This is a genomic window from Pseudomonas sp. RW409, from assembly GCF_003184125.1.
In the GTDB taxonomy this organism is placed as follows: domain Bacteria; phylum Pseudomonadota; class Gammaproteobacteria; order Pseudomonadales; family Pseudomonadaceae; genus Aquipseudomonas; species Aquipseudomonas chlororaphis_I.
Genome location: NZ_QHHP01000004.1, coordinates 133,033 through 146,850, shown reverse-complemented (window position 1 = coordinate 146,850; position 13,818 = coordinate 133,033). Strand labels below are relative to the sequence as shown.

The window sequence follows — 13,818 nt, the reverse complement described above, 5'->3', positions numbered from 1 at the left end:
AGCGGCTAGACCTGCTCGAGCGCGTCGTTCAAGGCGCGCTCCAGGTCGGCCTTGTAGCGCAGGTAAAGATTGCTTGAGCCGTGGTGGTCACCGAGCAGGCCGGACAGGTCCAGGTCGGTGATGTAGCAGCGATAGCGTTCGGCTTCGCGGCGCTGGCCGACAATCTCCTGGGCGACTGCGGCGAACAACTGGTCGCCATGCTCCAGCTCGGAAAACTCCCGTTGATTGCAATACAGGGTGACCTGTACCTGCCCCGGTGCGGCTTTGCCGATGATGCCCTGCACGTCATAAAAGGCTTTGTTCGCCGGCGTCTGCGGCGCTGGGCGTGGCTCGATTCGACGGGCCCTTGTGCTGCCTGAAGGCAATATCTGGTAATACAAAATGTCCAGCGGCACGAGGGGCTGCGAAGCCTCCATCGGCAGCTGGGCGTCGCGCCGATAGAGGATCGACTGCAGGAAGCGTTGCAGGGGCACCAGCAGGCTCTGTTCGTCGTGGTAGGGCAGGCGTTGCTGCCAGAGCGCATCGAATTCATCCAGCACGTACAGCTCGGCCTGAGCCTCGACGACGCGGTAGAACACCTGGATGCAATCAGGCTGGCCCATCGGCAGGATCAGCGCCAAATCGTGTTCTTCCAGGGCCATCGGGTCCAGGTGCAGGGGGCTGTAGCTCGACTGCTCTTCGCCCAGGTAGTCGATCAGCGCCGGCAGGCTCGCCAGCGCCACATGATTGACCTGGCCCGGCACCAGTTCCAGCACGTGGTAATGCTGCTGCACCTGGATCAGGTAGCGGTGATTGAGCTGGCTGAGCAACAGGTTCTGCGCCGTGTCGAACAGCTCTTCGACCCGTTGGGCGATGAACTGCGCGCGGTTGTGGCAGAAGCAGCGCACTCGCAGCTTCGGCTGCTCGGGGCCGCGCGGCAGGTTGTTGAGGTAGTCGCGCAGGCAGTCGAGCAGGGCATGGGCGCCGTCGTAACGACCGACCAAGACCTCGTTCCAGCTGTTGAGCGTCACCTGGTCGAGGGTCAGCACCAGGTTTTCCCGCACCCCGGCGTAGCTCAAAGAGTCGGTGCGCTCGGTGGTCATCAGGATGTTCAGGTCGCGGTGGTGCTTGAGCGGGTCGCGGCCGACGTTCACCAGGATCAGCACTTCGCTGGGCACGCTGCTGTGCAGCAGGTGTTCTTCGCTGACGGTGCCCAGGGGCAGGGCGATGGTCTGTTGCAGGCTGCCCAGCAGATTGAACAGCTCGAACTCGCTCAGGTCGCTGCTGCCCGGGTGCAGCGCCAGGCGCGTGCTGCTGTCGATCACCCCGTTGCGATGGCACCAGGTCAACAGCTCCAGTAGTTCGCGGCTGCGCTTGATCGGCGCGAAGTGTTCCCACTCCAGGGCATTCAGGCTGCCGTTGTACAGCCCCCAGTGGGTTTGTCCCGGCTCTTTCTTGTTGGGCGACTGCACCAGGGTCAGGGTGTCTTCGGCCAGGTCCGGGGCAATACCGGGGTTGATGAACTCGATCTTGCCGGCCTTGCGTTCAAAGGCCGCGTACAGGCGGCGGCCAAGGATATTCAGGTCGCGCTTGTTGATCAGGCCGAGGGTCTGCTCGGTACGGGCGAACTGGGTCAGGAAGCGGTAGCTGTAATTCAGCTCATTGACCAGGGCCCGGCGCTCGGCGCTGACCTGGCGGACTTTCCACTGGCTGCGGCTGTCGAGCATCGCCAGCTGGCGCTGATCCCAACCCCATTCGTGGGCCAGCCGTTCGAGCAGCGTGCGCTGCCAGCTCGGGTTGCGTGCACCGTTGTTGCCGGTGAGCTTGCGGTTGACCTTCAGGTACAGGCTACGACGCACCAGCTCCAGGCGCTCCGGCTCGCCGCGGGCCTTGAGGTATTCCTCGATGCGCCGGTAGACCACGATGTACGGGTCCAGCTCGTCGAGGTCCAGGCGGTTGGCGAACACCGCCTGCTTGAAGCGCAGGCTCAGGCATTCCACCCGCGGGTGTTCGCTGGCGTAGACCTCGGTCAGCAGCAACTTGAGCACGGACTTGTACGGCGACTCGATGCCCTTGAACAGTTGCCAGAGCCCGGCACCGATGAATTCGCCCGGCGGAATATGGGCCAGATGGCCAAGGTCGAGGTTTTCGTCGGCGGGGATGAAACGCTTGGACAGCAGCGTATGGGTGTATTCGTGGTAGCGGGCTTCTTCGTACACCGGCACCAGCCACCACAGCGGCGTGCGTCCGGCCAGCCAGATGGCGGTGCGGTAGAACTCGTCCAGCAGCAGGTAGTGCTGGGTGGTGCCGCAATCGTCGGAGCTCAGCTGGGTGTCGCGATCGCCACGGACAAAGCGGCTGGGGTCGATCAGGAAGAAGTGCGCCTCGGCGCCCTGGCTGGCGGCCCAGGCTTCCAGCAGCAGGCATTTCTTGCGCAGTTCGGCCAGTTCGTTCTCGCCGAGGTCGGGCGCATGGCAGACCCACACGTCCATATCGCTCTGGTCGGCCTGGGCCAGGGTGCCCAGGCTGCCCATCAGGAACAGACCGTGGATAGGCCGCGGCGCATTGCCGGGGCGGGCCTTGTAGGAAAACGAACGAGTCAGGCGCTGGGCTTCGTTGAGCGTCGGTGTGTCGGGCTCGTAGTTCGACAACCCGGCCGGTGTGCCACCCGACACATAGCCCGGTAATAGCGGGTGGTTGACGTGAAAGAACAGCGGCAACAGGTTGAGCACCAGTTGCTGGCGTGGCGACAACCCTTCCATGGCCCGGCCCAGGCGCCCCTCGTTGAGCTTCAGAAAGCGCGCGCGCAACTGGCTGAGAACCTTGCGATCGATTCCCTCGTCCAGATCTGGGCGGATTTCATGGGTGCGGGTCATTCAAACAGGCTCGCGAAGCTTGAACGTGGGAGGTCTTGTGCGCAGGAGTTTACAGCCAGTCGAGGGCGAGCTTTAAGCTGAATTTTATTTTTGACGTCAGATTTCCAACATGCCGCTGGAGCTTGCCCGCGGAATCCGACAGGCGGGGATTCCGAGGGCCGTAGGGGAGAGCGTTCAGGCGGCTTCTTTGACCGTCAGAATGGTCAGCAGGCCTTGGGCATGCTCGGCGGCATCGCGGCCCAGGCTGGTCAGGTAACCACCATCGGGCTGGGTAATGAGCTCTTTTTCAAACAGGCGTCGTGCGGCGGCGATAGCTTGGGGGGCAGCGGTCTGATGGATTTTCAGGCCTTCCTGGGAACTGTCCAGGTTGAAGAGTGCAAGGATTTCCAGTTCGGCAACCAACTCAGGGGTATACGACATAAGGACTCCAGACTTTCTAGGAATTAGACGACAGCGTCCTTAAGGTGACCGCAGTTGTGCAGCCTGTCCAGTGTCCGCTGCGGACTTTTACGCCCCTGGGCGGCGGTATTTGGCCGCAGGGCGCGTACCAGTGTAGTCAAGGCCCGCAATCGCGCCGGCCAGGCGCGGGCGCGGGGCGGGGCGGGCTTACTTCTTCTCGGGCGGCAGCTCGGGCAGGGCACGCAGCGCGGCTTCGTACCATTGGGTATCAAACGCGCGGTCTTCTTCGAGGATCGCGTCGATTTCCACCGCCAGGACATGGGCCATGAGGTTGAGGATTTCGTCACGCTCATAGCCGACCAGGGTCAGCTTGTTGAAGGTGGCTTTGGCCGCGGGTGGGTTGTCGCTTTCGATCTGGTTTTCGATCGCTTCGATCAGGGTGTTTTCGGTGAACGCTTCTTCGTCGTTGTCGTCTTGGTGGGTGTCGGGGGTTGGCTCGCTCATGGCAGGCTCCTCAAGGAAAGGTCGCCAGTTTACTCGTATTCAGGAGCCTGATGCTGCTGGCCAGTCGGCTGTCGAGGATCTATAAGAGTGGCTGCCAACCCCGTACCCGGCCTGGAGGCTACGCATGCTCAAGCTTTATGGATTCGCCGTCAGCAACTACTACAACATGGTGAAACTGGCATTGCTGGAAAAAGGCCTGCCTTTCGAGGAAGTGCCGTTCTACGCCGGGCAAAGCCCTGAAGCATTAGCCATCAGCCCGCGCGGCAAGGTGCCGGTACTGGGGGTGGAGCGGGGCGTTATCAACGAAACCAGCGTGATCCTCGAATACCTCGAAACCCAGCCGGGCCCGGCGCTGCTGCCAAGCGATCCGTTCGAGCGTGCCCAGGTGCTGGCGCTGGCCAAGGAGATCGAGCTTTACATCGAGTTGCCGGCGCGGGCCTGTTACGGCGAGGCGTTTTTTGGCACGGCGGTTCCCGAGGCCATCAAGGAGAAGTCCCGCAATGAGCTGGTGCTGGGATTCGCCTCGCTGGCCAGGCACGGCAAGTTCGCCCCTTATGTGGCGGGCAGCAGCCTGAGCGTGGCGGACCTGTATTTCCTGTACAGCGTGAGCCTGGCCTGCGCGGTAGGGCAGAAGCTGTTCGGTATGGATCTTCTGGCCGAGATGCCGGCAGCCAAAGACTTGATGGCGCGCCTGGAACAGATGCCCAACGTGCAGCGGGTCGCGGCGGACAAGGACGTGGCAATGCCGCAGTTCCTGGCGATGATCGCCAGCAAGAAGTAGAAAGGCTTCAGGTCGCTGATCGCGGGCAAGCCACACTCTTGTGGGAGCGTGGCTTGCCCGCGCTGGCTTTTAGCGGCTGCTCAGCAACGCCTGGCCGCGAACCACCGCCGCCTTGACTTGAGCTGGCGCGGTGCCGCCGATGTGGTCACGGGCATTGACCGAGCCTTCCAGGGTCAGCACGGCAAACACGTCCTGGTCGATCTGGTCGCTGAACTTGCGCAGTTCTTCCAGGCTCATTTCCGCCAGGTCCTTGCCGGTTTCCACGCCGTACTTCACGGCGTGGCCAACGATTTCGTGGCAATCGCGGAATGGCAGGCCACGGCGTACCAGGTAGTCCGCCAGGTCGGTAGCGGTGGAGAAGCCGCGCAGCGCCGCTTCGCGCATCATCGCGTGCTTGGGCTTGATCGCCGGGATCATGTCGGCGAAGGCGCGCAGCGAGTCGCGCAGGGTGTCGGCGGCGTCGAACAGCGGTTCCTTGTCTTCCTGGTTGTCCTTGTTGTAGGCCAGGGGCTGGCCCTTCATCAGTGTCAGCAGACCCATCAGGGCGCCGAACACGCGGCCGCTCTTGCCACGAACCAGCTCCGGAACGTCCGGGTTTTTCTTTTGCGGCATGATCGAGCTGCCGGTGCAGAAGCGGTCAGGCAGATCGATGAACTGGAACTGCGCGCTGGTCCACAGCACCAGCTCTTCGGAGAAACGCGACAGGTGCATCATGGCCACGCTGGCGGCGGCGCAGAACTCAATGGCGAAATCGCGATCAGACACATTGTCCAACGAGTTGCCACCGACGGCGTCGAAGCCCAGCAGCTGGCAAGTCAGCTCGCGGTCGATTGGGTAGGTGGTGCCGGCCAGCGCGGCGCTGCCCAGAGGCATGCGGTTGGTGCGCTTGCGGCAATCGACCAGGCGCTCGTAGTCGCGGCTGAGCATCTCGAACCAGGCCAGCATGTGATGACCGAAGGTCACAGGCTGCGCGGTCTGCAGGTGGGTGAAGCCCGGCATGATGGTGTCGGCTTCGCGCTCGGCTTGTTCCAGCAGGCCTTTTTGCAGGCGGGTGATTTCCGCCAGGATCAGATCGATTTCGTCGCGCAGCCACAGACGGATATCGGTGGCTACCTGGTCGTTGCGGCTGCGGCCGGTGTGCAGCTTCTTGCCGGTGACGCCGATGCGGTCGGTCAGGCGTGCTTCGATGTTCATGTGCACGTCTTCCAGATCGACGCGCCAGTCGAAGGTGCCCGCCTCGATTTCGCCCTGGATGGTTTTCAGGCCGTCGATGATGCTGTCGCGTTCGGCATCGGTCAGTACGCCGACCTTGGCCAGCATGGTGGCGTGGGCGATCGAGCCCATGATGTCGTGACGATAGAGGCGCTGGTCGAAAGTGACGGAGGCGGTGAAGCGGGCGACGAAGGCGTCGACGGGCTCACTGAAGCGGCCGCCCCAGGACTGATTGGTCTTGTCAGTGCTCATGAATTCGCTCGTGATCGGCTGGAAGGGAAATGAGGTGAAAAGTTGCCGCGGATAATAACAGGGTTGCCAATCCTGTAGCTGGCACTGGTCGGCAGGTTTTTATTTCTGCCATGGGGGCCGCGGGCGCTTGTCGCCGACCTCGGGCGCGCAGAGACTAGGCGAGCGAAGGCGGGGGGCGAGGGGTGATGTAACGATATTTATCGTTTGAGCAATATCGTCTTGGCAACCGTCTACAGTTGGACTGAAGGAACAGCGCAATCTCGGATGTTTCATCGAGCCTGGTCGCTGATCACGCAACCGTTGTCGCATGCGCTCCGGCCCCGGCACCGCCTCGCGAGTCACGAGGGAGGCGGCCTGGGTGGAAGCCGACTATAAAAGAGGGGGTGTTTGTGTCCTGTATCAGCAGTCCCCATGACCATGTCGTGCAGTGGCGGGCCTTGAGCGGTGTCGGGCAGGCCCGGGTAAATAATGGTGCCCGTCGTGGGGCACTTTTTGGCCCTCGCACTAGTCTTAGCGTGGATCGCCGTGACGGACGTCACTTCACCTGTCTACGCTATCCTTGTGCGAGACTCACGCAGGAATCCAGCGCAATATGAATGTCCTGATCGTTGATGACGAACCCCTAGCCCGCGAGCGACTGAGCCGTATGGTCAGTGAGCTTGAGGGATACAGTGTCCTGGAGCCCAGCGCCACCAATGGCGAAGAGGCATTGGCCCTGATCGACAGCCTGAAACCGGATATCGTGCTTCTCGACATCCGCATGCCGGGTCTCGATGGCCTGCAGGTTGCCGCCCGCCTGTGCGAACGCGAAGCGCCGCCAGCCGTGGTGTTTTGTGCCGCCCCTGATGAATTCGCCCTCGAGGCTTTTGATGTCAGCGAGGTCGGTCACCTGCTCAAACCGGTGCGTTCCGAGCATCTGCTCGAGGCACTGAAAAAGGCCGACCGCCCCAACAGGGTCCAGCTGGCGGCCCTGACCCGGCCCGCCGCCGAAAGCGGCAGCGGCCCCCGTAGCCATATCAGTGCACGGACCCGCAAAGGTATCGAGCTGATCCCGCTGGATCAGGTCGTCTATTTCATTGCCGACCACAAATACGTGACCTTGCGCCATGAGAGCGGCGAAGTCCTGCTGGACGAACCCCTGAAGGCGCTGGAGGACGAGTTTGGCGAGCGTTTCGTTCGCATCCATCGCAACGCCCTGGTGGCCCGTGAACGCATCGAACGCCTGCAGCGTACGCCGCTGGGGCATTTCCAGCTGTTCCTCAAGGGGCTCAATGGTGATGCGCTGATCGTCAGCCGACGGCATGTGGCCGGCGTGCGCAAGATGATGCAGCAGCTCTAGATCCGGACAGTCGGGCGGGTCATGCACCCCGCCCGCAACGTTCCTGCAGCCAGGGAGGGGCTGCGGTTCCTGATACAAGTCAAAGCTGATTTGGCTGAGCTGTTATCATCTGCCGTATTTTCTATCAGTACGGATTGATCCATGTCCTCTCGCGAAATCCGCATCGCTACCCGCAAAAGTGCCTTGGCCTTGTGGCAAGCCGAACACGTCAAAGCTCGTCTGGAAGCCGCTCACCCGGGGTTGATCGTGACGCTGGTGCCCATGGTCAGTCGCGGCGACAAGCTGCTCGACTCGCCGTTGTCGAAAATCGGCGGCAAGGGGCTGTTCGTCAAGGAGTTGGAAACCGCGCTGCTGGAAAACGAAGCGGATATCGCCGTGCATTCGATGAAAGACGTGCCCATGGATTTCCCCGAAGGCCTGGGCCTGTTCTGCATCTGCGAGCGTGAAGACCCGCGCGATGCCTTTGTCTCCAATACCTACTCCAGTCTCGACGAACTGCCCGCGGGCAGCGTCGTGGGGACCTCCAGCCTGCGTCGCCAGGCGCAGCTGCTGGCTCGTCGTCCGGACCTGCAGATCCGTTTCCTGCGCGGCAACGTCAACACCCGCCTGGCCAAGCTCGACGCCGGTGAGTACGACGCCATTATCTTGGCCGCTGCGGGCTTGATCCGTCTTGGCTTCGAAGATCGCATCAGCTCTTCGATCAGCGTCGACGACAGCCTTCCGGCGGGCGGCCAGGGCGCGGTGGGCATCGAGTGCCGCACGGCCGACAGCGAGATCCACAAGCTGTTGGCGCCGCTGCATCATGCCGATACGGCGGATCGGGTCACCGCCGAACGGGCCCTCAACAAGCATCTGAATGGCGGCTGCCAAGTGCCTATCGCCTGCTATGCGGTGCTCGAAGGCGATCAGCTGTGGCTGCGCGGCCTGGTCGGCGAACCGAGCGGCGGTGTGCTGCTCAGCGCCGAGGCCCGTGCTCCACGTAGCGCGGCGGCGGCGCTTGGCGTACAGGTCGCGGAGGATCTGCTGGCCCAGGGCGCCGACGATATTCTGCGCGCGGTCTATGGCGAGGCTGGCGAAGAGTGAGCGACTGGCGTGTGCTGCTGACCCGGCCCACGGACGAGTCGGCGCTGCTGGCTGAGGTTCTGGGCGACGCGGGAGTGTTCAGCAGCAGCCTGCCGTTGCTGGAAATCCAGGCCCTGCCTTTTGACGATACCCAGCGCGCCAGGGTGCTTGAGCTGCACCGCTACTGCGCGGTGATCGCGGTCAGCAAGCCGGCCGCGCGAATGGCCGTGCAGCTGCTCGAGCAGTTCTGGCCGCAGCCGCCGAGCCAGCGCTGGTTCAGTGTGGGCGCCGCGACGGCGCAGATTCTGGCCGATCACGGCCTGGATGTTTTTTTCCCCGAGCAAGGCGATGACAGCGAAGCCTTGCTTGAACTTCCCCAGTTGCGCGAGGCTATTGCACGGCCTGCTCCACGGGTGCTGATCGTGCGCGGGGAGGGTGGCCGCGAGCTGCTGGCTGAGCGTTTGCGCGGCCAAGGTGCTAGTGTCGATTATCTGGAGCTGTACCGCCGTGACCTGCCGCGCTATGCCAACGGGGTCCTGATGCAACGCATCCAGGCGGAACGCTTGAATGGGCTGGTGGTCAGCAGTGGGCAGGGTTTCGAACACTTGCAGCAGTTGGCCGGCGAGGCCTGGCCACAGGTGGCGCGGCTGCCGTTGTTTGTACCGAGCCCCCGGGTCGCCGAAATGGCGCGTGCCGCCGGGGCCGAGAAAGTTGTGGATTGCCGTGGCGCCAGCGCCGCGGCCTTGCTAACGGCGTTACGGGAGCAACCCGTGCCCGTTCTCTAAACGCAAAGGATGGATACGTGAGCGAAACAGCCTTGCCTAAAGATGATGTCCAGCCGGTAATCGATGCACCGGCTGAATCTGCAACCCCAGCTGTGCAGCGTCGCGGCAACGGGTTGGCGATCCTCGCCCTGCTGCTGGGGGCGGCCGGTGTCGCTGCCGGCGGCTGGGGTGTCTGGCAGGTGCGCAACCTGCAGGCCAACAATCAGCAGCAGTTGGGGCAGTTGCAGGCCCTGGGTGATGAGGCGCAGAGCCTGAAGCTCAACGAGCAGCGCCTGACGGCACGCTTGGAGCAATTGCCGGCGGCCGATGAACTGGAAGAGCGCCGCCGTCTGGTCGCGCAGTTGCAGGGCGACCAGCAGCGACTCAATCAGAAGCTGGAGAGCGTGCTGGGTGCCAGCCGCAAGGACTGGCGTCTGGCCGAGGCGGAACATCTGTTGCGTCTGGCCAGCCTGCGCCTTTCGGCCTTGCAGGACATCAGCAGCGCCCAGGCTCTGGTGCAGGGCGCCGACGAGATCCTGCGCGAGCAGAACGATCCCGGTTCTTTCGCCGCGCGCGAGCAGTTGGCCAAGAGCCTCGCGGCCCTGCGCAGCACCGAACAGCCGGATCGCACCGGACTGTTCCTGCAACTGGGCGCACTGCGCGATCAGGTGGTCGAGCTCACCGAGCTGGCCCCCGAGTACCGCGACCGTGGCGATTCGCTGCTGGGCCTGACCGCCGACGGCGATGGCGCCAGCCGCTGGGCGCAATGGTGGGACCAGATCTCGCGCTACATTCGTATCGACTTCAACGCGGACAAGAACGTGCGGCCGCTGCTCGCCGGGCAAAGCCTGACGCAGGTGCGCCTGGCCTTGAGCCTGGCCCTGGAACAGGCCCAGTGGGCGGCGCTGAACGGCCAGGCGCCGGTGTACACCCAGGCGCTGGCGGAGGCCCGCGATGTGTTGAAGGGCAACTTCAATCAGGACAACCCGCAAAGCAAGCTCATGCTGGAGCGCGTGTCCGAACTGAGCAAACAGCCGGTCACCGTGCAGACGCCGGACCTGACCAAGACCCTGAGCGCCGTTCAGGCCTACCTGGAGCGGCGCAACCTGAGCGCTGAAGAGTCGGTGAAACCACTGGCCAAGCCTGCTGCGAATACCCCGCAGGAGACCAGCCCATGAAGCGCCTGTACGTGATTCTGTTCCTGGTGATCGCCGCCTCGGGATTGCTGGGGTTGGCGATTGCCGAGCATTCCGGGTACATCCTGATTGCCTACGACAGCTTCCGTTATGAGTCGAGCCTGTGGGCGACCCTGGCACTGGTCGCGGTGATCTGGCTGGTGATCTGGGGGATCAAGGCGCTGATCGAACTGGTGATGGCCTCCAGCGGCGTGGTCAATCCCTGGTCACGGCGCAACCGCAGCCGTCGCGTGCAGATCGCCATCGAGCAGGGCCAGATGGATCTTGCCGAAGGCCGCTGGGCCAGCGCCCAGAAGCATTTGCATCGTGCCGCGGAAGCCGAGCGCCAGCCTCTTCTGTACTACCTCGGCGCGGCGCGGGCGGCGAACGAGCTGGGAAACTACGAGCAGTGCGACAGCCTGCTGGAGCGTGCCCTCGAACGGCAGCCCCAGGCCGAGCTGGCGGTGGCCTTGAGTCATGCCCAACTGCAGACCGATCGCGGTGATACCGAAGGCGCCCTGAGCACCCTGCAAGCCATGCACGAGCGTCACCCGCACAGTGTCCAGGTGCTGCGGCAGTTGCAGCGTCTGCACCAACAGCGGGGCGACTGGTCGGCGGTGATTCGCCTGCTGCCCGAACTGCGCAAGGACAAAGTCCTGCCCGCCAACGAACTGGCCGAACTGGAACGTCGGGCCTGGGGCGAGAACCTGACCCTTGCGGCGCATCGCGAAGAAGACGGTGCGGTTGGCCTGCAATCGCTCAATCGCGCCTGGCAGCAACTGACCGCGGCTCAACGCCAGGAGCCGCAACTGGTGCTGGCCTATGCCGAACAGCTGCGCCAATTGGGCGCCGAGGCCGAGGCCGAAGAAGTGCTGCGCGTTGCTCTCAAGCGCAAATACGACAGCCATCTGGCGCGGCTTTACGGCTTGCTGCGCGGCAGTGATCCGGCGCGGCAGCTGCAGTTCGCCGAGCAGTGGCTCAAGGATCATCCGAACGATCCGAGCCTGCTGCTGACCCTGGGTCGCCTGTGCCTGCAAACCAGCCTATGGGGCAAGGCGCGGGACTATCTGGAAAGCAGCCTGCGCCTGCAGCGCAACCCTGAGGCTTGCGCCGAGCTGGCCCGGTTGCTGGCGCAGCTGGGCGATACCGAGCGCAGCAACCAGCTGTTCCAGGAAGGCCTGGGGCTGTTGGACGAGCGCCTCCTGGCATCGCCGTTGCCGGTGCCCGCTAGGGTATAAACCCGCAGGGCTGGGCCGTCCCTGAGGGGGCGGCCCGTTCCGCAATTCCCCCCGATCTGGCCTCTGTGCCCGTTTGCCGCGCTCGATCTTGTCATGGCGCGCCTTGAAAGGGCCGAGCGCTTTCTCTACCGTGGCAGCCTGTTTCTTCCGTTGTGGATACACCATGTCGCTGGCCGGCTCACGCTTGCTGTTCTCCCTTGTGTTTTTTACCGGTGCCTTGGCCCTGTGGGCTTCGTTTCACCTGGAGTACGGGATTGGGCTCGAGCCTTGCCTGCTGTGGGTGGTGCAACGTTTCTTCGCGCTGCTGTTGACTTCGATCAGCCTGGTTGCGGTCGTGCAGGGGCCACAATACCCGGCGAGTGCCCTGTATTGGCTGCTGGAACTGCTCTGCAGCCTGGCGGGTGTGATCACGGCAGGGCGCCATGTGCTGTTGCAGAACATTCCTTCGGATCAGTTGCTGGCGTGCTTGCCGGACATGCCGTTCATGCTGGGCAATCTGTCCTGGGGGCGTGCCTTGCAGTTGGTTTTCACCGGGACTGCGCAGTGCGCGGAGGTCACCTGGACGCTGCTGGACATGAGCGCCGCGGAGTGGAGCCTGCTGTTTTTCATCGCTGTGATGATTTTGAGTGCCTATCGCCTGGTGCGGCTTCTACCACGGGGCCGGCGCAGGGCGGCTGCGACCTGAATCGTCGTTTTGCGACGGGGCTAAAGATTAAACACTTGTATGAACTTTATCTCCTGCGTACCTTGAAGCGGCTGTCGAGCGGGCATAATCTGGCCCGCACGTGTCACCGCAATTACGTTGCTCGATGCTGTTCTGCCTGGCCGGATGCTGATGTTCAGTCCAGTGACGGATTCAGAGCGGCATGACCCATAAGGGAAGAGAGATCGCCATGCTCGAAAGTTGTCAGAATGCTCAGGAACGCTGGGGTGGAGTGCATCTGCTGATCGATCGCTGGTTGCAGGAGCGTCACGAACTGGTTCGGGCCTATGATGCTCTCGGCGCGGAGCCTGAGACGCTGGCTGAAAACCGACAGCCGCTGCAGGAGTTCTGCGCAATTCTGGTGGACTACGTCTCCGCCGGCCACTTTGAAATCTACGAGCAGCTGACCGGCGAGGCCAAGGCCTTCAACGACAAGCGCGGGCTCGAACTGGCCGAAACCATTTATCCTCGGATCGATGTCATCACTGAAAAGCTGTTGGCGTTCAACGATTTGTGCGACGAAGGAAAATGCGTGGCGGAGAAGTTCAAGGAGCTGGGTGGTCTGCTGCATGAGCGCTTCGAGCTGGAAGATTGCCTGATCGAAGTGCTGCACAACGCTCACAAGGAAGAGGCCGCCGTTCAGGCCTGACTTGCAGCGAAAGCTTTACCGAAACGGTGCGCATTGCGCACCGTTTTTCGTTTCTGCGCCCCTTAGCCGCTAGCCCCCAACAGCTCGATTTCAAACACCAGGGGTGTGTAAGGCGCGATCAGGTCGCCTGCGCCGTCGGCGCCGTAAGCCTGGGCCGAAGGAATCACCAGGCGCCACTTCGCCCCCGTCGGCATCTGCTGCAAGGCACTGCGCCATCCGGCAATCACACTGTCCAGGCGAAACCACTGCGGCTGCTGATTCTGATCGAACACCGTGCCGTCAGGCAGGCGTCCGATGTAGCGAACCTGTACCGAACCATTGGCACCCGGCCGTGCTCCACTGCCGGGTGCCAACTCGGTCAGCAGGATGCCGTTTTCCAGTTCGCGTACGCCCGGCTTGGCTTTTTCGGCCGAGAGAAAACGTTGTTCGTTTTCCAGCGCCACTTCGATTCGCGGCTTGCCCGCTTGCTCGCTGACCTGTGCCTCATGCTGGGCGAGGATCTGTTCGATGCGCTCGTCCTTGAGTGCCAGAGGCTTGCCTTGGTAGGCCTGTTTCAAGCCCTCCACCAATGCCTGGATCTGCAGGTCCGGCACCTCCTGGCGCAGGCGTTCGCCGAGGCTGGCACCCAGGCTGTAGGCGAGATCGTGAGCATCGTTTTTCTGCGAATCTTCGGCGGCCTGAGCCAGTGGCAACAACACACACAAGGATAAAAAAAGGTAACGCGACATGGGCGCTCTCCGGCCTGAGACGAGGTGGATTATGCCAGCGTGGGTGTGGCGGCTGGTGAGTAACTTTCTTGTGCGCGAAGAACATTTTCGATCCTCTGCAACGCATGGCATTCGATACTGTCAACATGCCCTAGCGGCGGTAGCAGCAGAGGTCTAG

Annotated in this window: 13 protein-coding genes and 1 pseudogene; 9 read left to right on the top strand and 5 right to left on the bottom strand. The window is 62.9% G+C overall.

Going from position 1 to position 13,818, the window contains the following annotated elements; translation table 11 throughout:
- Nucleotides 1-5 precede the first annotated feature (5 nt).
- From DK261_RS03210 to DK261_RS03200, 3 genes are all read right to left on the bottom strand, one after another.
- Complete coding sequence (locus DK261_RS03210; protein ID WP_110175275.1) at nucleotides 6-2,855, bottom strand: class I adenylate cyclase; 2,850 nt, start codon at nucleotides 2,853-2,855, stop codon at nucleotides 6-8.
- A 174-nt stretch (nucleotides 2,856-3,029) separates the two neighbouring features.
- A complete protein-coding gene (locus DK261_RS03205; RefSeq protein ID WP_007926676.1) occupies nucleotides 3,030-3,275 on the bottom strand; it encodes a TIGR02647 family protein in 246 nt (81 codons plus the stop codon).
- Nucleotides 3,276-3,461: 186 nt separating this feature from the next.
- Complete coding sequence (locus DK261_RS03200; protein ID WP_009051442.1) at nucleotides 3,462-3,758, bottom strand: hypothetical protein; 297 nt, start codon at nucleotides 3,756-3,758, stop codon at nucleotides 3,462-3,464.
- Nucleotides 3,759-3,882: 124 nt separating this feature from the next.
- Between DK261_RS03200 and DK261_RS03195 the strand changes: the two genes are divergently transcribed.
- Entirely contained in the window at nucleotides 3,883-4,539 is a 657-nt protein-coding gene (locus DK261_RS03195) for a glutathione S-transferase family protein (protein ID WP_009051441.1), read from the top strand.
- 69 nt (nucleotides 4,540-4,608) lie between these two features.
- Here DK261_RS03195 and argH read toward each other — a convergent pair whose 3' ends face one another.
- Complete coding sequence (argH, locus tag DK261_RS03190) at nucleotides 4,609-6,003, bottom strand: argininosuccinate lyase (RefSeq protein ID WP_009051440.1); 1,395 nt, start codon at nucleotides 6,001-6,003, stop codon at nucleotides 4,609-4,611.
- A 443-nt stretch (nucleotides 6,004-6,446) separates the two neighbouring features.
- On the opposite strand from argH, the pseudogene DK261_RS33790 reads away from it, so the two are divergent.
- From DK261_RS33790 to DK261_RS03155, 8 genes and pseudogenes are all read left to right on the top strand, one after another.
- Nucleotides 6,447-6,599, top strand: a pseudogene (locus DK261_RS33790) (sensor histidine kinase); the annotation flags it as partial.
- The gene (locus DK261_RS03185; RefSeq protein WP_016703190.1) at nucleotides 6,596-7,342 is read left to right on the top strand and encodes a LytTR family DNA-binding domain-containing protein; all 747 of its coding nucleotides are present in this window, start codon (nucleotides 6,596-6,598) and stop codon (nucleotides 7,340-7,342) included. The pseudogene DK261_RS33790 and the gene DK261_RS03185, both read left to right, overlap by 4 nt.
- Nucleotides 7,343-7,483: 141 nt before the next feature.
- Entirely contained in the window at nucleotides 7,484-8,425 is a 942-nt protein-coding gene (gene hemC / locus DK261_RS03180; RefSeq protein WP_009051438.1) for a hydroxymethylbilane synthase, read from the top strand.
- The gene (locus DK261_RS03175; protein ID WP_009051437.1) at nucleotides 8,422-9,189 is read left to right on the top strand and encodes a uroporphyrinogen-III synthase; all 768 of its coding nucleotides are present in this window, start codon (nucleotides 8,422-8,424) and stop codon (nucleotides 9,187-9,189) included. Before hemC ends, DK261_RS03175 begins: the two co-directional genes overlap by 4 nt.
- Before the next feature lie 17 nt (nucleotides 9,190-9,206).
- Nucleotides 9,207-10,346, top strand: a complete 1,140-nt coding sequence (locus DK261_RS03170) for a uroporphyrinogen-III C-methyltransferase (RefSeq protein WP_038635953.1) — start codon at nucleotides 9,207-9,209, stop codon at nucleotides 10,344-10,346.
- Nucleotides 10,343-11,581, top strand: a complete 1,239-nt coding sequence (locus DK261_RS03165; RefSeq protein ID WP_038635956.1) for a heme biosynthesis protein HemY — start codon at nucleotides 10,343-10,345, stop codon at nucleotides 11,579-11,581. Before DK261_RS03170 ends, DK261_RS03165 begins: the two co-directional genes overlap by 4 nt.
- Before the next feature lie 163 nt (nucleotides 11,582-11,744).
- Complete coding sequence (locus DK261_RS03160; RefSeq protein ID WP_009051434.1) at nucleotides 11,745-12,266, top strand: disulfide bond formation protein B; 522 nt, start codon at nucleotides 11,745-11,747, stop codon at nucleotides 12,264-12,266.
- 208 nt (nucleotides 12,267-12,474) lie between these two features.
- Nucleotides 12,475-12,933: an Rsd/AlgQ family anti-sigma factor gene (locus DK261_RS03155; RefSeq protein ID WP_009051433.1), complete on the top strand. Its 459-nt coding sequence runs from the start codon at nucleotides 12,475-12,477 to the stop codon at nucleotides 12,931-12,933.
- 62 nt (nucleotides 12,934-12,995) lie between these two features.
- Here the strand turns inward: DK261_RS03155 and DK261_RS03150 are convergent, their stop codons facing one another.
- Complete coding sequence (locus DK261_RS03150) at nucleotides 12,996-13,661, bottom strand: FKBP-type peptidyl-prolyl cis-trans isomerase (protein WP_016703194.1); 666 nt, start codon at nucleotides 13,659-13,661, stop codon at nucleotides 12,996-12,998.
- Nucleotides 13,662-13,818 lie beyond the last annotated feature (157 nt).